Here is a 25395-nt window from a genome sequence, read left to right as displayed (position 1 = left end):
CGCCGCGTTAGGATTTCTGGAACATGGCAAGCATCCGGCGTGTCACCAGGAAACCACCCACGATATTAATGGTGGCAATCAGCACCGAAATGCCGGCCAACAAGCCTACCAGCCAACTGCCCGACCCGATCTGCAAGACCGCGCCAAGGACGATGATGCCCGAGATGGCGTTGGTCACCGCCATGAGCGGCGTATGAAGCGAGTGACTGACATTCCAGATCACTTGGAAACCCACGAAGCAAGCCAGCACGAACACAATGAAGTGCTGCATGAACGACGCTGGCGCTACCAGTCCCAGCAGGCCCATCACCACGCCACCGGCCACGAGCATGCCCACTTGGCGCTTGGTCTGAGCAAGGAAGGTGGCATGTTCGGCAGCCTTCTTCTCTTCAGCGGTGGGCTCCTTGGTTTTTTCCTTGGGTGCCGACTGCCCGATGGCCTTGACCTTGGGCGGCGGCGGCGGAAACGTGATCTCGCCATGATGCGCCACGGTGACGCCACGAATCACGTCGTCTTCCATGTCGTGAACGATCACGCCATCCTTTTCCGGCGTCAGATCGGTGAGCATGTGACGAATATTGGTGGCGTAGAGCAACGACGCCTGCGTCGCCATGCGCGAAGGGAAATCGGTATAGCCGACGACGACCACACCGTTGTCGGTGACGATACGCTCGTCGGGGACGGTGAGGTCGCAGTTACCGCCCTTCTCGGCCGCCAGGTCAACGATTACCGAGCCCGGCTTCATGGCCTGAACCATGTCCTCGAGCCACAGCTTGGGCGCCGGCTTGCCCGGAATCAGCGCCGTGGTGATGACGATATCCACCTCGGGCGCCTGCTCGCGGAAAAGCGCCAGTTGCTTCTCGCGGAACTCGGGGCTAGAGGGCGCCGCATAGCCGCCAGAGCCCGAGCCATCTTGACTGTCCTCGAAATCGAGGAACAAGAATTCGGCGCCCATCGATTCGATCTGCTCGGCCACTTCGGGGCGTACGTCGAAGGCACGTACCACGGCGCCAAGGCTAGTCGCGGTGCCAATGGCAGACAGCCCGGCGACGCCCGCGCCCACGACCAGCACCTTAGCCGGCGGTACCTTGCCCGCTGCCGTGACCTGGCCGGTGAAAAAGCGTCCGAACTGGTTGCCTGCCTCGATCACCGCACGGTACCCGGCGATGTTGGCGGTGCTGGAAAGCGCATCCATCTTCTGAGCGCGCGAAATACGCGGCACCATGTCCATGGCCATGACCGTGGCACCGGTCGCCTTGCAACGCTCGAGCAAGTCTTCGTTCTGAGCGGGCCAGAAAAACGCGATCAGCGTCTGCCCCTCGCGCAGATAGCCCACCTCCTCTTCGTCGGGTTCGCGCACCTTGATCACGACATCGGCCGCCGACCATAACGCCGCACCGCCGTCGACAACCTCGACACCTGCATCGCGATATGCATCGTCGTCGAAACCAGCCGCGCGCCCGGCGCCTGACTCGACGATGCATTCATGACCGAGTTTCTGGATGTGCTTAGCACTTTCCGGCGTCAGCGCCACGCGCGCCTCGCCCTGGGCACGCTCCCTGGGAGCCCCAATTCTCATGCCGCACCTCCTGTTTCGTGTCGGATAGCGCCTTGCCAGGCGCCGCCTGCCATATATTCGGTGATGTTCATCCTTGACTCCTCGCTCGTCGCATAGGGCTCTCCCTCATGGAATGTTGTGTCATGTCGGCACATTGGAACGTGGTCATGTAAATAGCGTCGTCGTACACCAGGAACGTCGATGCACCTCGAATAAAAGAGTCTTATTTATTTAAGGAAAAACGCCTTAAAAATCAACAGGAAAACCAAAATTCTCCATCATAATCATTGAGTTATAGTAACCATAACGCAGCTCTTATGCCTCACCACCCGCCACAACCCATTGTTTTTATTCGAAATTATTTGTAAAACAATACCTCTTTTTTTCCTTATGGCACTCATAACCGATACATTATTCGCGCCTTCGCTTAGTTAAACCTCACGCATGTTAATGTCACGAACACCGATAATATGATTGTAACTTCAACAATCGCGACATAGCTCTTCCACGCTCAGAATATCGACTCCCTGGCGCTCAAGGAGCGTAAGCCCCAACTCATGCAGGATGTCGGCCTTCCAGTGAAAACCGTCTCGATCCGTCATCTCATCATCGGCACAGGCATCGGCCAGTACCGTGACCGAAAATCCGAGGCACTGCGCATGCCGCGCCAGCGTCGTGATCGTCCCCAGGGTAGTGGCGCCCGCCAACACCAAGTGCGAGATGCCGTGACGGCGCAGCCAGGCCTCGAGATCGGTATCGACGAACGCGTCATCGGTATGGCTCGTGACCACGCGTTCACCGGGAAGTGGCACGGCGCAAGGCATGGCTTCGGCACTGGGGTGGCCCGTCCGACAAGAAGAATGCGGCTTATGCGGGAAGCGGCGAATATGAACTATACAACCTTCGCCACCGCGCCAATCATCCAGCAGTGCTGTCAGCGGCGCAACGAGCTTGGGCCGCGCAGGCGAGTGCAGCATGGCCACCATAAGCAACGCAGCCGGCGCGTCGCGGGCCTCGTGAGGATGAAGGGGTAATATCTGACAACGAGGTGCCATGACGCCTCCTTTCGACGAACCGCTTCGTCTTGAGTATGGCGCATCATGGCAATTGTCGAAAAACGGCTGTCAGAAGACGCCGTCATACAGCGTCTGGCGATGCGACGTCGTGGAATATCATGACGAGCAGGAAAGACAGATCACCGAGGCCTCCGGCGCGGGGGCGGCCGCCCAATGCGACATGCCCGGGCGCGGAGTGAAGGGATCGGCGAGCAAGGCCCGAAATTCAGCCAACGGCGCCATATCGCCTGCCTCTGCCGCCTCGATGACCTGCTGAATGAGGTGCGTGCGCGGTACATAGAGAGGGTTGACCGCCTGCATGGCATCACGGCGCGACGCGGCATCGCGGGTTTCATCCTCGAGACGCTGGCGATAGTGTGATAGCCAGGCTTCCAGACCTTCGGCCGGCACTTCTTCATGCAGCCATGCGCCCTCATCGACAGCCCATTCCCCCAAGGCACGAAAGGCGCGATGATAGTCGGCCCCGGCATCGGACAGCAGCGTCAGCCAGTCCTGCACCAGTTGGGCATCGCCATCTTGCACGTACTCAAGCCCCAAGCGTGCCCGCATCAAACGCGCATACTCCTGTTGTAGCGCCGGTTCGTACTCCGCCAGCTGCGTACGCAGCGCTTCTGGATCGGCCAACGGCGTCAGCGACTGGCCCAGTACCGAGAGATTCCACAACCCTACCCCGGGTTGTTGATCGAAGGCGTAACGGCCCGCGGTATCGGTGTGGTTGGGCACCAGGGTGGGCTCGTAGCGATCCATGAAGGCATAGGGTCCGTAGTCCAGTGTTAAGCCCAGAATCGACATGTTGTCGGTATTCATCACCGCATGGACGAAGCCATAAGCTTGCCAGGCGGCGATTAGGCGTGCCGTGCGCACAACCGTATCGCCGAACAGAGCCTCCGCCGGCACCTCACTTTCCGCCAAGGACGGACGATGACGCGTAATGACATGCGCGACGAGGCGCTCAAGGTCATCGTTGCGACGCGCCTGATACAGCCATTCGAAATGCCCGAAGCGCACGTGGCTGGGCGCCAGGCGCAATAGTGTCGCGCCGGGCTCGACCCGCTCGCGTTGGACCTTCTCATCGTTGATCGACAGAGCCAGCGCCAGCGTCGTGGGAATCCCTAAGCCCGCCATGGCCTCACCGGCGAGATATTCACGAATCGTCGAACGCAGTACCGCGCGGCCATCGCCAAAACGCGAATACGGTGTTTGTCCGGCTCCTTTGAGATGTAGATCCCAGAAACCGTCGTCGGTCTCCACTTCTCCCAGCAGAAGTCCGCGCCCATCACCCAAGGCAGGGTTATAGACCCCAAACTGATGGCCGGTATATTTCTGTGCCAGCGGGTCCATCCCCGGCAATACGGTTTCGCCCCCCATGACTTGGCGCAGAGTCTCCCGCGACGGGGAATCGTCAGTGAAAAGCGCAAGGTCGAGGCCTAGCGCATGGACACCGCGCGGACTGATATCCACCAGTCGCGTGTTTTTCCAGGCTGCGGGGCTGACCCGGGTGAAAAAGTCGTCGGGCAGACGTGCCCAGGCATTGTCGAAGCGCAGCGCATCGAGCGTCATGGTGACCTCGCGAAGGGGCATGTCTACCTACTTTACACGCCCGGCGGCGACCGTTAAAAGCGTGCCGGGCAACCACAAACACCGCGCGAAGGCGGTGTCGAAAAATGGCAGAGATAACGCCTCAAGCCGGGCTGTCTCCGGCGTCGTTGCTGCTGTGCTCGCGAATCAATTCAGCATTGGTGCGTAGTAGCGCCAACAGCACGTCGAAATAATTATCGCGCACGGAATAGCTGTCCAGTGTGCGAATCAATGACTCGGCGCTGACGGGCGCTCCTTCTTCATTCTGCGCGGCCCGCGTTTGACGCATCGCAAGATATGCACGGTGCGTGTTCAAATTATGCAGGTACGCTTCGATACTCGCCTGGACGCTATCGAAGTTCTGGTAATGGCGGCTACTACCTCTCTGCGTCAAGCCGCAGCCATCACTGAAGCAACGCAAGCCGAACAGGTTGTTGCCCTTGCGCGCGAAGCGTGAAGTCCCCCACCCCGATTCTTCAACGGCCTGAATGACCACCATTTCCAACGGCAACGTATCGACACGAGACAGAAGGTACTCGAACGTGTTGGATGTGCCGCATTCGATCTGATAGCTATCGCACAGTCGTTGCAGATGCGACCGCTCGGCATCACTCAGCGAATCCTGACGCTCACGCGCGTCGAGCAACCAATCGCGTTGGGCCTGGATCTTGGCGTTTTCGGCTTCGACCAACGGCACCAGCAACTCGAGAAACGCCGTTTTACGCTCGGGCCCGGCCGCATAGTCGCGCAGGTCAGGCATCTCCTCGATGGGGTCGAGGGCCGGCGTCTCGACGTTGCTTTCGAGAGTTCGCACGTCTCGCAAGGGAGACGCGGCGTGGGCATCCAGAGGTGGCGGCGTCACCGCCACGCCAAGCGCCCCCAGCAATGTCGCCGCGACTACGCCACGCCACCGCCGAGAAAAGAACAAGTCGTGTCGAATCGGCATGAGACGACTCCTTGAACATGAAGACGTCAGTCTAGCAACAACGAGCGTCCATGTTGAGTCAATATTGTCACTATCGAAACGCAACGGGCCGGCCCATAAGGCCGGCCCGGTAAGCGAACACCAACGCCTATCAGCTGCTCAAGAGCTTGTTGAGACGCTGGACATAGGTCGCGGGGTCCTCGAGATGCCCGCCCTCGGCGATGATCGCCTGATCGAGCAGGATCCGCGCGAGATCATCGAACCTGGCGTCCTCGGCGCTTTCCAGGCGTGTCACCAGCCCATGCTCGGGGTTGAGTTCGAGGATCGGTTTGACCTCCGGCAGCGGCTGTCCGGCCGCTTCCATCAAGCGGCGCATCTGATAGCCCATGTCATGCTCGGAAAGCACGACACATGCCGGCGAATCGGTCAGACGGTGCGTCACGCGCACTTCCTGCACCTCGTCGCCCAACGCCGCCTTGACGCGTTCGAGCAGTGACGCCTTGGCCTTGGCCGTCTCTTCCTGGGCTTTCTTCTCTTCCTCGTCGGCCATCTCGTCGAGATCGAGATCACCCTTGGCGACATCGACCAAGGACTTGCCGTCGTATTCGGTGAGATGGCTCATCAGCCACTCGTCGATACGATCATGCAGCAAGAGTACTTCGATGCTTTTCTTGCGGAAGATCTCCAGGTGCGGGCTGTGGCTTGCCGCATTGAAGCCATCGGCCACCAGGTAATAAATCTTCTGCTGGCCTTCCTTCATGCGCTCCACGTAGCCAGCCAACGACTGATCCTGAGTCGCGCTGTCGGTGTGCGTGGAAGAGAAACGCAACAGCTCGGCGACCTTGTCACGGTTGGCGAAGTCTTCCGCCGGCCCTTCCTTGAGCACGTTGCCAAAGGCATTCCAGAACGTCTGGTAGGCTTCTTCATCCTTGGCCAGCTTCTTGAGCATGTCCAGCGAGCGCTTGGTCAACGCGGACTTGAGCTTGTCGACCTGAGGGTCTTTCTGCAGCAATTCACGCGAGATGTTGAGCGACAGATCCTTGGAGTCGACCACGCCCTTGATGAAACGTAGATAAAGCGGCAGGAATTGCTCGGCGTCGTCCATGATGAACACGCGCTGTGCATAGAGCTTGAGCCCACGCACGCCCTCGCGCTGATTGAGATCGAATGGCGCGCGCCCCGGCACGTAAAGCAAGCTGGTGTATTCGAGCGTGCCTTCGACCTTGTTGTGGCTCCAGGTCAGCGGGTCGCTGAAGTCATGCGCCACGTGCTTATAGAATGCCTTGTATTCGTCATCGCTGATTTCTTCTTTGGGCCGCACCCAAAGCGCCGTCGCCTCATTGACGGTTTCCCAGGTGACGGTCTCGCTACCCTCGATCTCGTTGCCTTCTTCATCGTGAGCCTTCTCGACCTTGGGCATGCGCACCGGAACTTCGATATGATCGGAGTAGGTGCGTACGAGATGCTTGAGGCGCTCGGCGTCGGCGAATTCCTTGGCGTCTTCCTTCAAGTGCAGCACGATTTCGGTGCCACGTTCGGGCTTGTCGATATCCGCGATATCGAATTCGCCTTCACCACGAGAATGCCATTCCACGCCCTGTTCCTGATCGACGCGGCGCGTGCGCACGGTGATTTCGTCGGAAACGATGAAACCGGAATAGAAGCCCACACCGAATTGACCGATCAGCTTGGCATCTTTCTGCTTTTCGCCGGAGAGCTGCTGGAGGAATTCCGCCGTGCCGCTGCGAGCGATAGTACCCAGGTTCTGGATGACTTCGTCGCGGCTCATGCCGATGCCGTTATCACGCACGGTGACGGTGCCCGCCTCGGCATCGTGCTCGATCTCCACGCGCAACTCGCTGTCATTGCCGTACAGCGCGTCGTTGTCCAACGCCTCGTAGCGCAACTTGTCGCAAGCATCCGCGGCATTGGAAATCAGCTCACGCAGGAAGATCTCCCGGTTGGAATACAGGGAGTGGATCATCAGCTGCAAGAGCTGTTTGACTTCGGTCTGGAAGCCCATTGTTTCGGCTTGAGTGGCGGTAGTCATGGTCGAAATTCCCCTGTGGCCATAACGGATGCATGTTAAACGGTGAAAAATGTGACGATAGATGTCGTCATGCGCATCGATATGGGGGCCGCGCGAGACTTTTCAAGCGCTTGCGATTCGGCCCAAGCGTTCTCATGGCCAAGGGCTTCAACGTCAGGGCACGGCATCGGGCGGATCGATGCCTTTCCAGCGACGGTAAGGCGCCAGCGAATGGTCGACGCGGGTCAGCAACCATCCGACGATGAAGACGTCATCGATCACGCCGATGAGCATCAGGAAATCGGGAATGATATCGAACGGCATGATCAAGTAGGCTACCGCCGCCGTCATCCAGCCGCAGGCCGCCCAGGGCACGGGACGATAACGGCCGGCAGTCACGTCGCCCAGCATGGGCACGAACACACGCAGCGCGCGGGCAATGCGCATCAATGCCCCGCTACGTTGCTTGAGCCGCGACCACCGGGCCAGTCCTCGCATGAATTTCATGGCATGCCTCCTTGGCGTTGCGTGCCTGCTGGGGTCATCATGCAGGGTGTCGCCGTTCGACAACACTACCCAAGGCGCGTCCCCTGAGCGAGGATGATCACATCATTATCCCGCCAGGCAAGCAAGGAGACATGGAAGATGCTCGCATCGCGGCTTCGCCAACGCTGGCTGACCCTATTATCGGTGACCTCGCTGGGACTTGCGTTACAGGCCACCGACGTCCAGGCGCAATCCGACACGCAGACGCTCGACGCTGCGGATCGCGCCATGAAAAATGCGCTCGCCGCTGCCCGCGATCACCGCTGGTCACGCATCGATGACGCTGCCATCGACGATCACGTGCTGGCCGGCTACGTTGAATACCATCGGCTCAAGGCACACCTGACGAGCGCCCCGGCGGTCGAGGTAGAAAGCTACATCGCACGTCATATCGACTCGCCCCTCTCGAACTGGATGCGCGGCCAGGCACAGATCGCGTTTGGCCGTGACGGGCGCTTCGATGATCTGCTGGCCATCAGCGATGGCAAGCCCTCGGGCACCATCCGGCAATGTTATTACTACACCGCCCTGCTCGATCGCCAACCACAAGAAGCTGCGCAAGGCGGACGCGAACTATGGCGAGTCGGACATTCGCAGCCCGATGCCTGCGACAGATTGTTCGATACCTTGCGCGCACGCGACGACATCGACGAAGGCGATATCTGGACGCGGCTGACACTCGCTTGGCAAGGCGGCGAGAGTCGCCTCGTCGACTACCTGGCAGATCAGCTCGACGGTGACTGGGACGCCGGTATCGCCGCACTCGAGCGCCTGCGCAGTAACTACGCCGCTATTACCGAGATCCCCACTGATATTGGCCCTCAGGGACAAGGCAGCGGCGCGCTCTTCACCGCCGCGATGCACAATTTTACGCGCGCCGACACGGAAGCCGCGCTAGAGGCCTGGCGCAAGATCGCGCCCCATCTCTCGCTGAGCGACACGCAACGCCACACCATCGAACACGATCTGGCGTTCTATTCGATGGTACGCGACGTCGACAATAACCTCGGCTGGACCGACGACGCCTTGCCCCGTCTCGCGGATGGCGACCTGTTCGAGTTGCGGGTACGCAACGCCCTGGCCGATCAAGATTGGGGCGAGGTCATCGACTGGATCGATGCGATGCCGGAAGCCACCACTCGTCAGAAAGCACATTGGCAATACTGGCTGGGCCGCGCACTCAATCAGCGCGGTGACACCGAGTCCGCGCAGGCCGCTTGGCAACTTGCTGCTCAGGAGCGCGGATTCTTTGGCTTCGCGGCCGCCGACAAGCTCGGCCAACCCTATGCCTTGAACATGGACATGCCCGACGTTACGCCGCTGCAAGGCGAACTGGCCGCCATGCGACCCAGCGTCCAGCGTAGCGAGGCCCTGCGACGCATCGGCGAGCCGGGCCTGGCGCGTAGCGAATGGTTCCACGCCATTGGCCAAGCCAGCGCGTCCGATGCCGCCGCACTCAACGCCTACGCGCTCGAACGGGGTTGGTACGACCTGGCCGTGCATGGGGCGATCATGGCCAAGCAATGGGATGCCCTGGCCTGGCGCTTTCCTCCCGCCTATCAAGCGGACTTCACTCAATGGGGACAACGCAACGGGGTCGATCCCTATCTGCTGATGGCGATTTCCCGGCGGGAGAGCTCATTCAATCGCCAAGCCGTCTCACCGGTTGGCGCACGCGGACTCATGCAGCTCATGCCAGGCACCGCATCGCATGTCAGTCGTAACCTGGACATCGATGCCCCCAGTCTCGGCGAGCTCTTCGAGCCAACCACCAACATTCGCTTGGGGAGCGCTTACATTCGCGACATGATGGAGCGCTATCGAGGCAATCGTCTCGCCGCCGCAGCGGCTTACAACGCTGGCCCTGGGCGTGTCGATCGCTGGCTTCGCGAAGCGTCCGGTAATTTCGACCTTTTCGTGGAGCGCATTCCGTACCACGAAACTCGCGCCTATGTGCAAGCCGTGCTGACGTATCGAGTCATCTTCGAGAGCCTCGCCAAACAAGGCGATTCGCAAGGCGTCGCACTGCTGACCCAAGCCGAACGTGAAGGCATTTACGACACCACGCTGCTGGCCCGTAACCCGTAAACGCAAGCGCCGACGCCCCTCGAGGGCGTCGGCGCATCACCAAGGTTTGCGAACTTTCTCAGGGGCGCTGAGCCAGCGCCAGCTTGACGCCGAATGCTACCAGTACCGTACCGGTGGCTCCTTCCATCATCCGCGATACCCAGCGTTTAGCCAGCCATCTAGCAGCACTCCCCACCATCAGCACCACGCCCATCTGCCATATATTGGCGATCACGAAATGCACGCTTGCGAGCCACAACGACTTGGCCAATGCGGGATCGCCCGGCGCAATGAACTGCGGCAAAAACGCCATATAGAAAACGACGGTCTTGGGATTGAGCACATTGGAGAGAAAGCCTTCACGCAGTGACACCCAAGTGCTGACTCGCTCCTTGCGTACGCCCATATCGGCCACCGGCAAACCACTCCCCCGGCGCGCACTAACTAGGCTCTTGAGACCCAACCAGATCAAGTATCCTGCACCGAGCAGCTTGAGCGCGTTGAAGGCCCAAGCCGATTGCAGCAAGATCAGCGAGATACCGAGTGCCGAGACGGTAGCATGCACGAACAAGCCAGAGCAGATCGCAATGCTGGTCAACATGCCATCGCGCACGCCCCCGCGTGAGGTGTTACGAATGACCAGTAACGTATCCACGCCCGGTGTCAGCGTCAGCAGTGTAATCGCCACTAGAAACGGCCAAAACTGGGCGTCGAAGAACATACCTGTTTCCTGAGCAGAAGCGTGAAAAGACGCAATGGAGAAACCGGGCGAGCCACGCCGGCGTGCTTCCTACCAGAGCCAGAAGGCGAAGACGGCCGTGCCCAACGTCAGCAACAGACCGATCAATAGCAGAAGGCCATCGTCCGCCGTCATTCCCAGCCCGATGACGGTGATCGCCAGCGCCGGCATCGCCGCCGCGAACGGGAGCAATTCCAGAGGAATCATGCCCAGCGCCAGCACGATGACCAGTACGGCGATTAGGCGGCGCGCGGTCGGTTGCAAAAATATCTCCAAGCGCTGTGCCAGCAGCTTGTCGATACGTTGCGTCCAGGGCCGGACGCGTTTGACGGTGCGATGCAGCTTGTCATGGCTGATGCCCCGCTCACGCAACTTCCTCGGCAACCAAGGAGATTGCCGCCCCAGCAGCTGTTGCGACGCCATCAAAACGATGCACACGGCACATAGCGTGGGCACACCGGGCACGCCACCGGTGGGCAAGAATGCCAGCAATGCAGGCAGCGTAATCAGGGGACCGAAGCCCCGCGAGCGAAACGTCTCGACGATATCTTGCAAGCGGATGGTCTTGCCATCATTGGCGTCGTCGAGCGTTTCCAGCAACTGGGTCAAACTGATGCGCGACTCCATGCGCGATTTCTCCTTGGAGCGGTTTTGATGACGCTCTTGAACAGTGGAAGGCCGCATATACTATCAGTCAAACAGGCCACGCTTGGCATGCTTCATCGAGATCTGGTCATTGAGCGTCCAGAAATCGTACAGCACCCCCAACAAGAACAATCCCCCGGTGACGAGATATAGCAGCCCGGTCAGCCATTTTCCCATGTACATTCGATGCAGGCCGAAGATGCCCAAAAAGGTCAGCAATATCCAGGCAAGCGTGTAGCTGGTGGGGCCCGCCTGAAAACGCAGATCCGCCTGACGATCCATCAGCGGGATCAGGAAGAAGTCGATCAACCAGCCGATGCCCAGCAGTCCTAGCGTGAAAAACCAGATCGTGCCGGTGATGGGCTTGCCGTAGTAAAAGCGGTGTGAACCGGTAAAGCCAAACACCCACAATAGATAGCCCACTATCTTGCTATGCGTATCGTTCGCAGCGACGGCTGTATGAGACACGTGATAATTCCTCCAAAATGAAACTAGCTCGCTCCGCACCTCTCTCCAAGGTGCAGAATCACCGTGACAACCCCCCAGGTCACGCCCAAGTTTCTGCCACGCCGTTACGCTTTGCATGGCAAGGCCTCGGCGCTCGTCAGGCAGCAGTATAATGCCTTCAATCAAAGCGCCACACTTTACCCACGGCGCATACACTGACGTTCTGGACGCCCCCGAGTTTTCGATCTATGTTGCATATGCGGTGCATGGTACCGGGAAAGGCCCCTCAGCAATAAGCTTGACGCTTACCCTAGGGTCATGCATTCTCCGCTGCGTAGGTTTGCAAGTCGAATGTCGTCAGCTGTTAATCGAATTCTCGATCGCCCTTGCGCATTCCCTCCTTGTCTTACCCACGTACCATGGTCGCCCATGGGTCGGCCCGCATCATTACTTCGCAAGTTAAGGAATTCGAAATGGCAACTGGCACTGTCAAATGGTTCAACGACACCAAAGGCTACGGCTTCATCTCTCCGGAAGATGGTGGCGATGACCTATTCGCGCACTTCTCCGAGATCCAGGCTGAAGGCTTCAAAACGCTGCAGGATGGCCAAAAAGTGAGCTTTGAGGTCACCCAGGGCAAGAAAGGCCTGCAGGCGTCCAACATCAAGGTGGTCGGTTAATTCCGATACCCCAGCGGTCGTGAGACCGACATCGGACTCCGAACGCATGAGCCCACCTAACGGTGGGCTCTTTTATTTCCAGATCATATATGACTGTCCTTGCCGTATACGAAAGAGGGCACATGGCGCATACCCACACGCCATGTGCCCTTGCCTCTAACGGCATGAGACGACGATGTTACGACTGGTTGTCGTCTTCGGCTTCGTTTTCAAGCTCATCCGCTTGCTGCTCGGCTTCGTCAGCCGCGTCGTCCATTTCATCCGCCGCTTCGTCGGTTGCCTCGTCCGCTGCCTCTTGTGTTTCGTCAGCGGCATTATCCATTGCATCGCCAGCCTCATCGGCGGCTTCGCTCATTTCATCGCCGGCTTCATCGACGGCGTCTGCAGTTGCATCTTGCGCTTCGTCTATCTCTTCGCCCGCTTCATCCATGGCATCGGAGGACTCATCAGCCGCGTTGTCACCCATTTCTTCCATGTCGTCGCTGGCTTCGTCGCTCATCTCGGACATTTCGTCGCCAGCCTCGTCAGCAGCTTGCTGGGTTTCTTCAGCCGCCTGTTCGCTATTGTTTGAAGCTTCCTGAGCGGGATCGTCACCGCTATCGCAGGCCGCTAGGCCAAGTGACATCACCAATGCCAACGCACTCATCGTCCATTGCTTATACGTCATCATTTCTCTCCTTGAGTCGCTCATTTCTGCCGGGGGCCGGCAATTTCCTAAAAGTCCATGAGGCCATCCAGGCCTCATGGTACAGAGTAGACAAGCCCTACATGCAGGACTCGCCAATATCTTCGTACCAGATCTCGGGCCTTTCGACGATGAACCGTTCCATCAGCGCCTTGCACTGGGGATCATCGTAGACCGTGAGCGTGACACCACGTTGACGTAATAATGCTTCCTCACCTTGAAAGGTCGAATTTTCGCCTATCACGATTTCGGGGATGCCATAGAGCAAAATGGCGCCACTGCACATGGCACAAGGTGACAGTGTGGTATAAAGCACCGCTTCACGATACACATGCGCCGCCAAACGACCGGCGTTTTCCAAGGCGTCCATTTCGCCGTGCAAAATGGCACTACCACGCTGCTGGCGTTGGTTGTGCCCACGCCCGATGATAACCCCCCGATGCACAAGCACCGAACCGATGGGAACCCCACCCGCGTCGTATCCTTTGCGCGCCTCGTCGATGGCCGCCTGCATAAATCGATCCATGGTGATCCTTTTGCCATTCACCTTGTGCACCACGTTACACTCGTAGAGGTTGGGCACTTCCGCGTTCATTTCAAGCGCCCGTTCCTCGAAGGGCTCCTGAAACACGATCACGCAAGACAGCGGGTCGCGCCTCAGCCCTCATCGCTTGGCAATGAGTACAGTGCGGAAGAAGAAGGTGCCGCCAAGGAAAGCGCGCCGTGTATCAACTCAGCGCGAAAGCGCTCGTGGAAACACGGCTCGCCATCGAGATTAAGCGGCAGGGCATCCTCGCCTTCGAATTCGACCCAAGGCACCTGCAAATACTCGACGAACTGGCCACTTTCGGGGAGGTTTTCCAGCTCGTCGATCAGCTGCTTCATCTCCCTGAGCGAGGTAAAATGGCGCACGATGAGCAGCTCCAGTAGACCATCATCGACCTTGGCCAGGGGCGCCAACTGCTGCCCTCCTCCCGCTTGAGAACCATTGCCCAAGGCGAGCAGAAACAAGGGGATGTCGCGCTCTCCATCGGGAAGTCGCAAACGCCCCCGGTAAGGCTGGTAATTCCAGGCCTTGAGCATGCCCATCAACGAATAGGCGCCACCACCCAAGAGGCGTTTGAGAGGAGCCGGTGTCGAATTGGTGATCTGAGCACCGAAGCCGCCCGAGGCAAGGTTGATGAAATAATCACCACCCAAGCTACCCACATCGACATTGTGGGGACGGGCTTCCAATGCCACACGCAGCGCCTCAAGAGGCTCCAAGGGCAGCTCCAGACCACGTGCAAAATCGTTGGCACTACCCAGCGGGAGGATACCAAGGGTCGACCTTGCAACCTGGGGCAGTTGCATCAAGCCGCCAACGACTTCATTGACCGTTCCATCGCCGCCGCCGGCAATGATACGTTGGATACCCGCTTCGCTGGCTTCCCGAGCCAAGCGCGCACCGTCGCCGGCTTCCCAGGTCACTCGCACCGCCAGAGAGTGACCCTCTTCACGAACGCGCCTCACCGCCTCACGGATATCCGGAAGCTGGGCAGATTTACCGTTGAGAATCAGCCACGCATCACCATCAGTTGCAGCAGGCTGGAGTGTTTCACTCATCGCTTTATCATCCTCATTCCTTGAGACACGCCGGCTTCTCGTCTCGCCACACGCACCTTGCACCAACGGGTCTCATATTCCTTTGAGCACCTCGAAACCATTGCCTACCGTCGTGGGCAAAAATTCTTCAACATGGTATTGCGCCACGCCAGCGACGATAAATGGGTCTTCATTAAGCCAGGCCGTCAAACGCTCCCGCGCAGGCGCTCTGGCCAAAATGATGCCACCACTCGGAGGCGATTTACGCCCCGACGCGATAAATACGCCTCGCTCGAAGCCTTCCCGCACCCATGCCATATGAGCCATTCGATAGGGCTCGACCGCGTCCGGATCGACCACGTACTCCAGCGATACGATGAACATGGCTGCTCCTTAATATCTGCCGCCTGGCACGTCACTTGGCCTTGCGCATCTTTACAAACTCACGCCGCCGGCGCCACTCGCCAGGAAAGCCACAGCAAAGGTGAAACCAAGACAACGCCGATCAATGCCAAGGCCCATTGCGGCGCCAACGGCATCGCCAGCAATAGCGTAGCCAACAACGCACCGCCGCCCAACTGCAAGGCGCCCAGCAAAGCTGCCGCCGTCCCAGCGCGCTCACGAAACGGCTCGAGAGCCAGGCTCGAGGTTGCACCCAGCGCCAATGAAAAGCCCACGGAGAGCACCCCTATCGGCCCCATGAAGCCGACTGACGACAGCGGCAATGCCGTGACGATCAGCGCCTGCAAGACGCCCGAGACGATAATCAGCCCCAGCCCTAAACGCACGGTCCCGACGCGCCCGAGACGGTGAATGACGCGGGGTGCGAAGAAAAACGCCAGGATGTTGACCACGGCGTTGGCGCCGAACCAACCGCTGAATGCCAACTCCGAAAGCCCCAACCGATCCACCAGTATGACCGGCGCGGTCGATACATACACCAGGATCGCCGACATGATCACCCCGGCCAGCCCCGCGAAATAGACAAAGCGCACACTGGTCAGCACCGGTCGGTAGCGGGCCCAATGATAAAGTCGGCGCTCGGGCGCCGTGTCCTGAGGCCGCGTCTCGGCGAAGCGCCATAAGGCGGCCACACCCAGCACCGCCGCAAAGACGAACATGAATGCAAAATTGCTGCGCCAACCGAAGGTCACCGCCAGGCTTCCGCCGATGACGGGCGCTAGTGCAGGAATGATGCACAGTGCCCCATTGAGGTAACTGTAGAGTTTAGCGCCTTGCTCGGCCGTGAAGCAGTCGCGCACCGCGGCGAAGGCCACCGTCATACTCGCGCAAGCCCCCAGACCTTGCAGAACACGCGATACGTAAAGCGGCCCGAGACTGGTCGCCATCATCCCCAGTAATGCCCCCGCCATATAAACCACAGTGCCGCAAAGCAGCACCGGGCGACGACCGAAACGGTCGGTCAGCGGACCGACGAGCACTTGCCCAAGGCCGACGCTCAACAAGAGTAATGTCACGGTGAACTGCAACCGGCTGAACGGGACGTCGAACTCGCGCGCCATGACCGTCAGTGATGGCAGGTAGATATCGATCGCCAGTGGCGACAACATCACGCAGCCCACCAGCAAGGGCAGCAAACGGGCACCCGACATGAAACCTCCGCAGCGACAAAAAGAACGCCACCTTACCCCGAACACGCCAAGATGCAACTGACCAATGATACGTACATTTTACTATTGCGGTGTCGCCCGAAAAGTCGACACGCGTAGACACGTTTAAGACAAGGCCTAAAGCTCATACGCACCTCGCCGATATTGCCTTTCAGGGCAATGATCCAAGCAATGCCTCGCCGATCATCCATCGCACAGGAAACGCCATGCCATTCCGCACCTGGGGGGTCGTGCTAAGCGCCGTCCTATTGGGCGGCTGCTTCGGGGTCAATACCTCGCAGGCCCCCATCGCCACGACCTACCCGATCAGTGAACAGCAACGCATGCAGGCCGCTCAGCATTGGGAAGTGCTTGCCGAACACGAGGCAGGCGATATCCTCGCCAAGCGCGACTTGTGGGGCAAGCCACTCTATGTCGAGAAGCATGAACAGGAGACCGCCTTCAGCCACGGGTTCCGTTCCCTGCTGACCAGTGAGCTCGTCGAGCAAGGCGCCATCGTGCGTACTCAGCCGGACCCTAGCAGCGCCCATGTCAGCTTCGATGTCCAGGTGATCAACCACCAGGATCGCGGCTTCGTACGGCCTCCCCAGGGTGCCCTGACCGCATTGGCGACTGGCATCGCCGTGGCGACCATTCCTTTCAATCACTGGACCGAGCCCGCCTTGGGACTGATTCCCGCCGCCGCACTGGCCGACACCTTCAGCGGTAGCTGGACCACCACCGGCAAGCAGGAAGTCATTATCACGACCCAAGTAAGCCAATACGACACGCTGCATTACTCGTCCTCGAATATGTATTACATCAACGCGGGCGATAGCGATCAGTACGGTGCACCCGGCACCGGCGATTCCGCTGGCCTGCCGCTATCATCCGACTGGTGAGGAGATCGCTCGACATGTCATTCAACCAACGTCCCACCGGACGCCTTACAGGGCGCTTGCTGACCTTGGCCATCCTGTTGCTGGTGCTCTCGGGCTGTAGCCTTTTTCCCAATCGTCAAGCGGCCGCCCCCGAACCCAGCATGCTGACGCGCGTCGACGAAGCCGCCGACAAACTGCTCGCCACCAGCAGCGAACAGCTCGGCAATCGGGCGCCGATCATCGCCACCACATTCGTCGATATCGACCAACTGGATCAGTCATCGACACTTGGGCGCACGCTGTCCGAGACCTTTACCTCGCGTCTCGTCCAGGGCGGCATGAATGTCATCGAAGTCAAAATGCGCGACAGCCTATACATCGAGCAGAATACCGGGGAGCTGATTCTGTCCCGCAACGTACAGCGCTTGAGCGATAATCACGATGCCCAGGCCGTATTGCTGGGCACCTATGCCCAAGGCGAGAACACGCTGTTCGTCAACGCTCGCCTGGTACGTATCATGGACCGCCAGGTCTTGGGTGCCTCGAGCTTCGAAGTGCCAATGGACAACGACATCAGGACCTTGCTGCCCTCTAACTGGTAAAGGTCTTTCTTCTCAAACATGGAGCCCGATCGGCCCTGTCATGAGCTTTACCTGCCAGCATCCAGATATCGATGCTGGCAGGCCTTCATCAATCACCGGTCGGCGACAACTGGAATTCCAACAGCGTCTCATGGTGGCCCAAGTCGGTGGCCAATAACGGCAGGTAGTGACGGTCGTGCGTTCGTAGCATCATGCGGTATTCGAATTGCCGACCCTCGTCGCGCGTGCGGTAACTGAGGCTTTCGATATGGAACCGATGCGCTTTCATTAACGCATAGATTTCTGACTCCCCGAGTATCCGCTGGCTATCGAAGCGTAGAATGCAGCGCGCGAAGGTACGGCTCGGCATCCGTGCCTCGACCAAACGAAACAACGACAGCGTCAACAAGGTCACCAGCGTCGCTATCACGCCCGGCAACCAAAAGCCGACGCCGAAGAGTATGCCCAACGCCGACGTAATCCAGATCGAGGCCGCCGTCGTCAGGCCATGTACCGTCAGCCCCTCCTTGAAGATCACGCCGGCCCCCAGAAAGCCGATGCCCGTCATGATGCCCTGGGCCATGCGCGTGGGATCGGTTCTGATCGTCTCTTCGGGTACATCACTACCCAGCCACTGCCATTGATAGACCGTCACCAGCATCAATAACGCCGAGGCAACGCACACCAGCGCATGTGTCCGAAATCCTGCCGGGCGCCCATGAAAGGTACGTTCCAAGCCAATCAGGCTCCCCGCCAGCCAGGCCATGCCCAGATGCAGCACTATCGTCCATGAAATCGTTGCCATTCGCCTCTTCCTTCTCCTGCGTTATCGTCTATCGTGTCAGCATAGCGTCTGCCACTGTATCCCACAGAATCCACGACGATTTCCCACCTTTCGATAGAAGGATCGCTGCGTGAGCCACCCTTCCAACCTCACGCCACCCAGTCGGGTGGAAGAAGACGAGCACGACCTGCATCTCAACGGCGGCCCCCGGCCATCGCGTGCGGCGGGCGTCCATGAATCGATCCGTGAAGAAGGCGAGACGGAACTCAAACGCGCCGCGTCGGCGTTGTTCTGGTCGGCGATCGCCGCCGGCCTATCGATGAGTTTCTCGATGCTTGCCAAGGGGCTGCTGCACGCGCGCCTGCCGGACAGCGATATCGGCTATCTCGTCGCGTCGTTCGGCTACACCATCGGCTTTTTGGTCGTCATCCTCGCACGCCAGCAACTCTTCACCGAAAATACCGTCACCGCCGTGCTACCGGTGATGAGCACGCCACGCATCATGCAGTTTCTCAAGCTATTGAAGCTATGGGGCGTAGTGCTCATCGGCAACCTGGTGGGGGTGGCAATCTCCGCGTACGCGATTCTCTACATGCCTTTGTTCGATGCCGAGACGCATAAGGCCTTTCTCAGCCTGGGGCATCACATTCTGGAGAATACTGGTAGCCAGATGTTTGCCAAGGGCATCATCGCCGGCTGGATGATCGCCACCATGGTCTGGCTGCTCCCTGCCGCTGGAGCCGCCAAGATCTGGGTGATTCTGATCGTCACTTATCTCGTCGCACTGGGCGGTTTCACGCACATCATCGTGGGGTCCACGGAAGTGATGTACCTGATGTTCGCCGGCCAAGCCAGCCTAGGTGAATATCTCTTTCACTTCGCCCTGCCGACGCTGGCCGGCAACGTGATCGGCGGCACCTTCATCTTTGCCCTCATTAGCCACGCACAGGTTCGCAGCGACACCTGAACAGCTATCTTATAAAGGCCTGATTCGGCATGCCTACCGGCGTGCCGAGCTTGTCCATTCGTCTATGCCGTTTTATGCACTCTCACGAACGAGGCACCACAGAGCGCCCAACACTCTCTCGTGATAACCAGCTTTTATCAGCATGCTGAGTTTCGGAATTAGCGAAGCGCCCGAGTGCCTGTTAAAGCTTAAGTAGCTCATACCACCCACCCGGCCTGACCGGATCGATGACGAGGGACAATAACAATGGGACACGCCACACCACGCACACCGTATTGGCTTGCCGCGGCACTGGTCATGGGGCTCGCCACTCCGGCGCTTGCCGATTATCCCGAAAAACCCATCACGCTGATCGTCCCCTGGGCCGCCGGCGGCGGAACCGATGCCACGGCACGTATCATCGCTAAAGCCCTGGAGGAAGAACTCGGCGAAACCATCAATGTGGTCAACCGCACGGGCGGTAGCGGCGTCGTGGGGCATACCGCCATTGCGCGGGCCAAACCCGATGGCTATACGCTCGGCCTGGGCACGGTCGAGATCAACATGATGCATTGGCAAGGCCTGACCGATCTCACCTACGAAGACTTCACTCCCATCGGACAGATCAACTTCGATGCCGCCAGCATCAGCGTCGCCGAGGACGCCGATTACCAGGACCTGGGCGAACTGATGGAGGCGATCCGCGATCAGCCCGATGGCCACTTCAATGCTTCCGGCACCGGGCTGGGTGGTATCTGGCATGTCGCGCTGGGCGGGCTGCTGATGGATCTCGACATGTCCGCCGACAAGGTCAACTGGATTCCCAGCCAAGGCGCCGCGCCGGCCATGACGGAGCTCGCCTCCGGGGGCGTCGACATGGCCGCCACCTCGCTACCCGAAGCGCGCTCGATGATCGAGTCCGGCCGCGTGCGTAGCCTCGGTGTGATGGCCGAAGAACCTCTGGAAAGCTTCCCCGACGTGCCCACCGTGGCCTCGCAGGTAGACAGCGAGTTCACTACCGGCGCGTGGCGCGGGGTGATCGGGCCACAGGGCATGGACGACGACATCGTCGAGACACTGGAAACCGCCTTGCATGCCGCCTACGAAAGCGACACCTATCAAACTTTCATGGCCAAGCAAGGCTATGGCGTGCAGTGGAAAGACGCACAAGCCTTTGGTGACTACATGGAGACAAGCGACGCCGAATTCGGTGAGATCATGAAGGCCATCGGTCTCGCCAAGCAGTAAGCGTCTTCGACGCGCCACGACCGCTCTCCGTCTTCATACGGTCGTGGCGCATCACTGACTGCCATTTTATGCTGAGGCCTGCGCCTCGGCTGCCAACTCCGACATCGTGCCTTGATGCCCCGCGCGATTGAGCGCGCTCAACACGGCCTTGAGGGACGCACTGACGGTGTCGCCATCCTCGGCCATGCCACTGATGCGCTGCCCTCCTACATTGAGTTGCACGAAGGCGATCGCCACGGCGTCACTACCCTCGCCCAACGCGTGCTCGCTGTAATCGACGACACTCACCGATTGCCCCGTGTGGGTTTGCCAGGCGGTCATGAAAGACGAAATGACACCGTTGCCCTGACCACTCAAACGCACGGCCCGACCGGCATCGTTGAGCGATACCGTCAAGCTTTCATCGGCGTCACGATCCAGCCGGTAGCCAGTCAACGAGAGCGGCTCATGGCGGGAAAAGGTCTCGGTCAGCACCTCGCGAATGCGCTGACTGGACAACTCGCCACTCACCGTCTCGCTCACCGCCTGCACCGCCGGGGCCAGCTCCAGCGCCATCCAACGGGGCAAGCTGATTCCGTAGTCGCGCTCGAGCAGGAACGTCATGCCGCCCTTGCCGGACTGACTATTGACGCGAATGACCGCCTGGTAATCGCGCCCGATATCGCGCGGGTCGATCGGTAGGTACGCTACCTGCCACGGCTCGTCCGCTTGCTGCTTTCTGAGCGACTTGCGGATCGCGTCCTGGTGACTGCCGGAAAACGCGGTGTAGACCATCTCCCCTACCCAGGGATGACGAGGATGCATGGGAATACCGGTGCATTCCTGTACCACCTCGATGATCTCGTCGGGACGTGACAGATCGAGTTCGGGATCGATGCCCTGGCTGTACAGATTCATCGCCAAAGTGACGATATCCATGTTACCGGTCCGTTCGCCATTGCCCAGCAACGTGCCTTCGACACGCTCGGCGCCGGCCAATAAGGCAAGTTCGGCGGACGCCACCGCACCACCGCGATCGTTATGCGTATGCACCGAGACGATCACGCTGTCGCGGCGGCTGATATGCTGGCAGAAATACTCGATCTGATCGGCGTGATGATGCGGCCCGCCCACCTCAACCGTGGTGGGTAGATTGAGAATGCACTTTTTCTCCGGCGTCGGCTGCCAGACATCCATCACCGCTTCGCAGATCGCCAGCGAGAAATCGATCTCGGTGCTGGAGAAGCTCTCGGGCGTGTATTCGAAGCGCCACTCGACATCGGGATAGCGCGCAGCGTGCGCCTTGACCCAGCTCGCGCCCTGTACGGCGATGTCGACGATGCCTTGGCGGTCCATCTCGAATACGCGTTCACGCTGCACGGTCGAGGTGGAATTGTAGAGATGCACGATGGCGCGCTTGGCACCGACCAACGAGGCGAAGGTTCGCTCGATGAGATGCTCGCGACACTGCACCAACACCGCGATGGTCACATCGTCGGGGATCTGATCTTCCTCTATCAGCCAGCGCACGAAGTCATAATCGGGCTGACTGGCCGACGGAAAGCCGACCATGACTTCCTTGATGCCGACCTTGATGATCTGGTGCCACAGACGCTGCTTCTGTTCGACGCTCATCGGCTCGAGTAGCGCCTGGTTGCCGTCGCGCAGGTCCTCGCTAACCCAGGTCGGCGCCGCCACCAGGTCACGATCCGGCCACTGGCGGTCGAAGGCTGGCACACGCGGCGCCGGGCGGTACTTGCGATGATCGAAGCAACTCATGACAACGGTCCTGTGAAAATGGATGAACGAGCCCATTGCTCGTGGCAATGAATACAGTCTACGCCGCCCAGCCCCGCAGGCGATTGCAAACTCGCCCTCGACGAGCGATTTTTTTGGCATATAATTCCAATATCATTATTAAAAGAGAACGATAATGCCAAAAGAGAGCCCGCCAGCCGTCGGGGTGACGCTTGACCGTTACGATCGCCAAATACTCGATATCCTCCAGCGCCATGGGCGTATCAACAATCAGGAACTGGCCGAGCGCATCGGCCTGTCGCCTTCACCCTGCCTGAGGCGCGTGCGAGCCCTGGAAGACAACGGCTTGATCACCGGCTATCGTGCCCTGGTAGATGCCAAACGGCTGGGCCATAGCCTCACGGCGCTCTTGCATATCTCCATGGACCGGCATACCCCGGAACGCTTCGCCAACTTCGAGGCCAAGGTCGCGGCACTGCCCCAGGTGCAGGAATGTCTGCTGATCACCGGCCAGGAGGCCGATTACCAACTCAAGGTCGTGGTCCACGATATGGATGACTACCAGAACCTGTTGCTCAATCAGATCACGCGTATCGAAGGCGTCACCGGGGCGCACTCCAGTTTCGTCTTGCGCCGAGTCCTCGAGCACCGGCCAGTCCCCTCGTATTCGGACACGCCACACTGACGCCGCCCATTAGACACTGGTGCAATGGTTGACGCGCCGAAAGGCTGTTACGTTTTTTGTATGCAATAGTCATCTACTAAAGAGGATGTGTGCCATGCAACTGCCCCGCAACCCTTTCAAGGCATCACTGACAGGCGATACACGCTATGGATGCTGGGCCGGTTTCGCCACTGGCTACGCCACGGAGATCCTTGCCACCACGGACTTCGACTGGCTATTGATCGACGGCGAACATGCGCCCAACACCGTCCCCACGATTCTTGCTCAGTTGCAGGCGGTAGCCGCCTATCCCTGCGCTCCCGTCGTGCGTGCCGTCAACCATGACCCTGCACTGATCAAGCAACTGCTCGACATCGGCACTCAGACGCTGATGATCCCCATGGTCGATACCGCCGAACAGGCCGCCCAATTGGTCGCCGCCACGCGTTACCCGCCGCAGGGCTTTCGCGGCGTGGGGGGTGGCCTGACGCGCGCCACGCGTTGGGGCGAGGTAGAAGACTACATGGCGACGGCTCATGAAGAACTGTGCCTGATCGTGCAGGTGGAATCCCGCAGCGGCGTCGACAACGCCGAGGCCATCGCCGCCACCCCCGGTATCGACGCCGTGTTCGTCGGTCCTTTCGATCTATCCACCGACATCGGGCATATCGGCAACCCCAATCATCCCGAGGTCCAGGCGATGATTCGACATACCCTGGACGCCACCCACGCTGCCGGAAAGGCCGCCGGTATCCTGGCCCCCGTCGAGACAGACGCCAGATGCTATGCCGACTGGGGATTCGATTTCATCGCCGTGGGCATCGATATCAGCCTATTGCGACAAGCCGCCAAGGAGACCGTGGCACGCTACAAGGGTGATCAATAGACTGGTACGGTATGAGTGTTCGCCATCACACAAGGAGCCCCGTGCATGAAGCGGATATTCATCGCGACTGCCATTATGGCCGTGTTTGGGGGCGCCATATCGCTGTCGGCATGCACGCACGCGCCTCGCGAAACGCTGTCTCCCCCCGCCAACGAAGAAACCACGGACTTCACGCTGGCGCCCTATCCCGTCAGGCTGCGCGCCGATGCCTCGCTCGCACGCATCACAGCGCCACAGTCGGGATACTTCGATACCGGCAGCTGGCAGATTGCGGATGATGCACCGGGCGAGCGTCTGATCACGCTGGCACTGCCGAGCTCTAACGACATCACGGCCGCGCACTGGCGTCTGGGCGCGAGTCACGACGCCAAGGCGATCTCCAACTGCCTGACGCCGCCACCCAATGCCCACTCGCGATCCACCGCGAGCATCGATGGTCATGATTTCCAGGCCTTCACGCTCGACGACGCCGGCATGAGCCACTTTCAACGGATCACTGGCTACCGAGCCGTGATCGACGATACCTGCTATGCCATCGACCTGATCGTCAACGGCACCCGCGGCGAAGTCTACGATCCCCCGCGCGAGCCCCCGTTTTCTTCCAAGCGCGCCATGCAACGCCTGCATGAGATCAACGACGGGCTCTCACTGCCATGAAAAATGCCGTGACGCTTGGCGCCACGGCATTTTTTACTCGCGTACCTTAGACTCAGGCGTAGGTATTGACCTGCGTACCCACGGTGCCGGTCGTCGCTAGCGACTGCTGGGGGGACACCGCTTCCATCAGTTGCGACACGTGTGACGCCTGATTGTTGAGCGACTCCTTGAGCAGGCTCGCCTGCGCCTGCTGATCGGCGTTGTGCTGTTGCAGCGCCATCGCAGTGCCCACGGCTGCGTTCACGGATGAATCCATGAAGCTTCTCCCTTCAAGTGAATGAATGCGCTTTACGCTTTCTAGTTATCGGCCAGGGCGCAACAAACTTTCATCGCCCACGACCGACAGCCAACGCATGACATCTTCAGCATGCAAGAAGAAAAGCATAAAGGCCATCTCGCCGTAAGGCACCCCCTGCCATCCTGGCGCCTCGCCGCTTAGAATGGCGGACCCACAAGCCATGCGCTCGATAGCACGAGGACGAGACGCCTACATAAGCACGCTCACAAAAGGATGTGACATGCAGATCGACAGATTCTTCCACTGGCTCGGCGAGCTCCTGGGCGATGCCTTGCGCGTCGTCGTCGACGCGCTCTCCACCCTATTCGCGGGGCTTTGGGTAGCCATCGATCGCTTTTTCGACGGCCTCGCCCGTTCGCTGGGCGTCAATCCCTCACTCATCAACCTGGTAGTGTTGATCATCGGCGTGTGGATGCTCTACAAGGGGATTCGCGCGCTTGTCCGACGCGCCTTCGTCGGCGGTATCGTATGGTTGTTCCTTGGCTTGCTGGTGCTCGGCTGGCTCATCCGCTGAGGCGCTTTGCTGCCACGGCCCCATGCAAAA

At 59.5% G+C, this 25395-nt stretch carries 27 protein-coding genes; 10 read left to right on the top strand and 17 right to left on the bottom strand.

Translation table 11 applies throughout. The annotated features are described in order from the left end of the window. Positions 1 to 7: 7 nt before the first annotated feature. From KZO83_RS09680 to KZO83_RS09655, 6 genes are all read right to left on the bottom strand, one after another. A complete protein-coding gene (locus KZO83_RS09680; RefSeq protein ID WP_247620622.1) occupies positions 8 to 1579 on the bottom strand; it encodes a Re/Si-specific NAD(P)(+) transhydrogenase subunit alpha in 1572 nt (523 codons plus the stop codon). 461 nt (positions 1580 to 2040) lie between these two features. Next, the gene (locus KZO83_RS09675; RefSeq protein ID WP_247620621.1) at positions 2041 to 2613 is read right to left on the bottom strand and encodes an isochorismatase family protein; all 573 of its coding nucleotides are present in this window, start codon (positions 2611 to 2613) and stop codon (positions 2041 to 2043) included. Positions 2614 to 2730: 117 nt separating this feature from the next. Beyond that, positions 2731 to 4215: a protein adenylyltransferase SelO gene (locus KZO83_RS09670; protein WP_247620620.1), complete on the bottom strand. Its 1485-nt coding sequence runs from the start codon at positions 4213 to 4215 to the stop codon at positions 2731 to 2733. Positions 4216 to 4315: 100 nt separating this feature from the next. After that, complete coding sequence (locus KZO83_RS09665; protein WP_247620619.1) at positions 4316 to 5158, bottom strand: protein bax; 843 nt, start codon at positions 5156 to 5158, stop codon at positions 4316 to 4318. A gap of 130 nt (positions 5159 to 5288) precedes the next feature. Then, the gene (gene htpG / locus KZO83_RS09660; protein ID WP_247620618.1) at positions 5289 to 7187 is read right to left on the bottom strand and encodes a molecular chaperone HtpG; all 1899 of its coding nucleotides are present in this window, start codon (positions 7185 to 7187) and stop codon (positions 5289 to 5291) included. A gap of 153 nt (positions 7188 to 7340) precedes the next feature. Beyond that, on the bottom strand, positions 7341 to 7673 hold the full coding sequence (locus KZO83_RS09655) for a YkvA family protein (protein WP_247620617.1): 333 nt from the start codon (positions 7671 to 7673) through the stop codon (positions 7341 to 7343). A gap of 138 nt (positions 7674 to 7811) precedes the next feature. Between KZO83_RS09655 and KZO83_RS09650 the strand changes: the two genes are divergently transcribed. Continuing rightward, positions 7812 to 9800, top strand: a complete 1989-nt coding sequence (locus KZO83_RS09650) for a transglycosylase SLT domain-containing protein (protein ID WP_247620616.1) — start codon at positions 7812 to 7814, stop codon at positions 9798 to 9800. 58 nt (positions 9801 to 9858) lie between these two features. Here KZO83_RS09650 and KZO83_RS09645 read toward each other — a convergent pair whose 3' ends face one another. From KZO83_RS09645 to KZO83_RS09635, 3 genes are all read right to left on the bottom strand, one after another. Beyond that, on the bottom strand, positions 9859 to 10500 hold the full coding sequence (locus KZO83_RS09645; protein WP_178999702.1) for a LysE family translocator: 642 nt from the start codon (positions 10498 to 10500) through the stop codon (positions 9859 to 9861). Positions 10501 to 10569: 69 nt separating this feature from the next. After that, complete coding sequence (locus KZO83_RS09640) at positions 10570 to 11145, bottom strand: exopolysaccharide biosynthesis protein (RefSeq protein ID WP_247620615.1); 576 nt, start codon at positions 11143 to 11145, stop codon at positions 10570 to 10572. A 63-nt stretch (positions 11146 to 11208) separates the two neighbouring features. Then, positions 11209 to 11631 carry an NINE protein gene (locus KZO83_RS09635; RefSeq protein WP_247620614.1) on the bottom strand — a complete coding sequence of 141 codons (423 nt, stop codon included), beginning with the start codon at positions 11629 to 11631 and terminating at the stop codon, positions 11209 to 11211. A 452-nt stretch (positions 11632 to 12083) separates the two neighbouring features. Between KZO83_RS09635 and KZO83_RS09630 the strand changes: the two genes are divergently transcribed. Further along, entirely contained in the window at positions 12084 to 12290 is a 207-nt protein-coding gene (locus KZO83_RS09630) for a cold-shock protein (protein WP_040242353.1), read from the top strand. A 178-nt stretch (positions 12291 to 12468) separates the two neighbouring features. Here the strand turns inward: KZO83_RS09630 and KZO83_RS09625 are convergent, their stop codons facing one another. The 5 genes from KZO83_RS09625 to KZO83_RS09605 form a co-directional block, all read right to left on the bottom strand. Further along, the gene (locus KZO83_RS09625; protein WP_052444985.1) at positions 12469 to 12957 is read right to left on the bottom strand and encodes a hypothetical protein; all 489 of its coding nucleotides are present in this window, start codon (positions 12955 to 12957) and stop codon (positions 12469 to 12471) included. Between the two features lie 97 nt (positions 12958 to 13054). Continuing rightward, the gene (locus KZO83_RS09620; protein WP_336296577.1) at positions 13055 to 13612 is read right to left on the bottom strand and encodes a nucleoside deaminase; all 558 of its coding nucleotides are present in this window, start codon (positions 13610 to 13612) and stop codon (positions 13055 to 13057) included. A gap of 20 nt (positions 13613 to 13632) precedes the next feature. Further along, positions 13633 to 14580, bottom strand: coding sequence for a lipid kinase YegS (gene yegS / locus KZO83_RS09615; protein WP_178999699.1), 948 nt, complete (start codon positions 14578 to 14580; stop codon positions 13633 to 13635). 72 nt (positions 14581 to 14652) lie between these two features. Beyond that, entirely contained in the window at positions 14653 to 14943 is a 291-nt protein-coding gene (locus KZO83_RS09610; protein WP_247620613.1) for a YciI family protein, read from the bottom strand. 59 nt (positions 14944 to 15002) lie between these two features. Then, positions 15003 to 16172 (bottom strand): multidrug effflux MFS transporter, encoded by a 1170-nt coding sequence (locus KZO83_RS09605; RefSeq protein WP_247620612.1) that lies wholly within the window; start codon positions 16170 to 16172, stop codon positions 15003 to 15005. A 224-nt stretch (positions 16173 to 16396) separates the two neighbouring features. Between KZO83_RS09605 and KZO83_RS09600 the strand changes: the two genes are divergently transcribed. Together KZO83_RS09600 and KZO83_RS09595 are read left to right on the top strand one after the other, a co-directional pair. Continuing rightward, on the top strand, positions 16397 to 17071 hold the full coding sequence (locus KZO83_RS09600) for a hypothetical protein (protein ID WP_247620611.1): 675 nt from the start codon (positions 16397 to 16399) through the stop codon (positions 17069 to 17071). A gap of 14 nt (positions 17072 to 17085) precedes the next feature. Then, entirely contained in the window at positions 17086 to 17652 is a 567-nt protein-coding gene (locus KZO83_RS09595) for a FlgO family outer membrane protein (protein ID WP_247620610.1), read from the top strand. 88 nt (positions 17653 to 17740) lie between these two features. Here the strand turns inward: KZO83_RS09595 and KZO83_RS09590 are convergent, their stop codons facing one another. Then, positions 17741 to 18436 (bottom strand): MgtC/SapB family protein, encoded by a 696-nt coding sequence (locus KZO83_RS09590; RefSeq protein ID WP_247620609.1) that lies wholly within the window; start codon positions 18434 to 18436, stop codon positions 17741 to 17743. Between the two features lie 109 nt (positions 18437 to 18545). Here KZO83_RS09590 and KZO83_RS09585 point away from each other — a divergent pair, with 109 nt between their 5' ends. Continuing rightward, positions 18546 to 19382: a formate/nitrite transporter family protein gene (locus tag KZO83_RS09585; protein ID WP_178999693.1), complete on the top strand. Its 837-nt coding sequence runs from the start codon at positions 18546 to 18548 to the stop codon at positions 19380 to 19382. A 246-nt stretch (positions 19383 to 19628) separates the two neighbouring features. Next, positions 19629 to 20609, top strand: a complete 981-nt coding sequence (locus KZO83_RS09580; protein WP_247620608.1) for a tripartite tricarboxylate transporter substrate binding protein — start codon at positions 19629 to 19631, stop codon at positions 20607 to 20609. Between the two features lie 66 nt (positions 20610 to 20675). On the opposite strand, the gene KZO83_RS09575 is transcribed toward KZO83_RS09580, so the two are convergent. Then, positions 20676 to 22367: a 2-isopropylmalate synthase gene (locus KZO83_RS09575; protein ID WP_178999691.1), complete on the bottom strand. Its 1692-nt coding sequence runs from the start codon at positions 22365 to 22367 to the stop codon at positions 20676 to 20678. 154 nt (positions 22368 to 22521) lie between these two features. Between KZO83_RS09575 and KZO83_RS09570 the strand changes: the two genes are divergently transcribed. The 3 genes from KZO83_RS09570 to KZO83_RS09560 all read left to right on the top strand — a co-directional run bounded on the left by KZO83_RS09570 (position 22522) and on the right by KZO83_RS09560 (position 24553). Further along, positions 22522 to 23031 carry an Lrp/AsnC family transcriptional regulator gene (locus tag KZO83_RS09570; RefSeq protein WP_178999690.1) on the top strand — a complete coding sequence of 170 codons (510 nt, stop codon included), beginning with the start codon at positions 22522 to 22524 and terminating at the stop codon, positions 23029 to 23031. 94 nt (positions 23032 to 23125) lie between these two features. Continuing rightward, entirely contained in the window at positions 23126 to 23896 is a 771-nt protein-coding gene (locus KZO83_RS09565) for an HpcH/HpaI aldolase family protein (protein ID WP_247620607.1), read from the top strand. A 45-nt stretch (positions 23897 to 23941) separates the two neighbouring features. Further along, positions 23942 to 24553 (top strand): hypothetical protein, encoded by a 612-nt coding sequence (locus KZO83_RS09560; RefSeq protein WP_247620606.1) that lies wholly within the window; start codon positions 23942 to 23944, stop codon positions 24551 to 24553. 52 nt (positions 24554 to 24605) lie between these two features. Here the strand turns inward: KZO83_RS09560 and KZO83_RS09555 are convergent, their stop codons facing one another. Beyond that, a complete protein-coding gene (locus KZO83_RS09555; protein ID WP_178999687.1) occupies positions 24606 to 24809 on the bottom strand; it encodes a putative motility protein in 204 nt (67 codons plus the stop codon). Positions 24810 to 25071: 262 nt separating this feature from the next. On the opposite strand from KZO83_RS09555, the gene KZO83_RS09550 reads away from it, so the two are divergent. After that, positions 25072 to 25365, top strand: a complete 294-nt coding sequence (locus KZO83_RS09550; protein ID WP_178999686.1) for a hypothetical protein — start codon at positions 25072 to 25074, stop codon at positions 25363 to 25365. Positions 25366 to 25395 lie beyond the last annotated feature (30 nt).

Origin of the sequence: Chromohalobacter moromii (assembly GCF_023091865.1) — a bacterium.
Classification (GTDB): Bacteria; Pseudomonadota; Gammaproteobacteria; order Pseudomonadales; family Halomonadaceae; genus Chromohalobacter; species Chromohalobacter moromii.
This window is presented reverse-complemented; position numbering and strand designations above follow the sequence as displayed.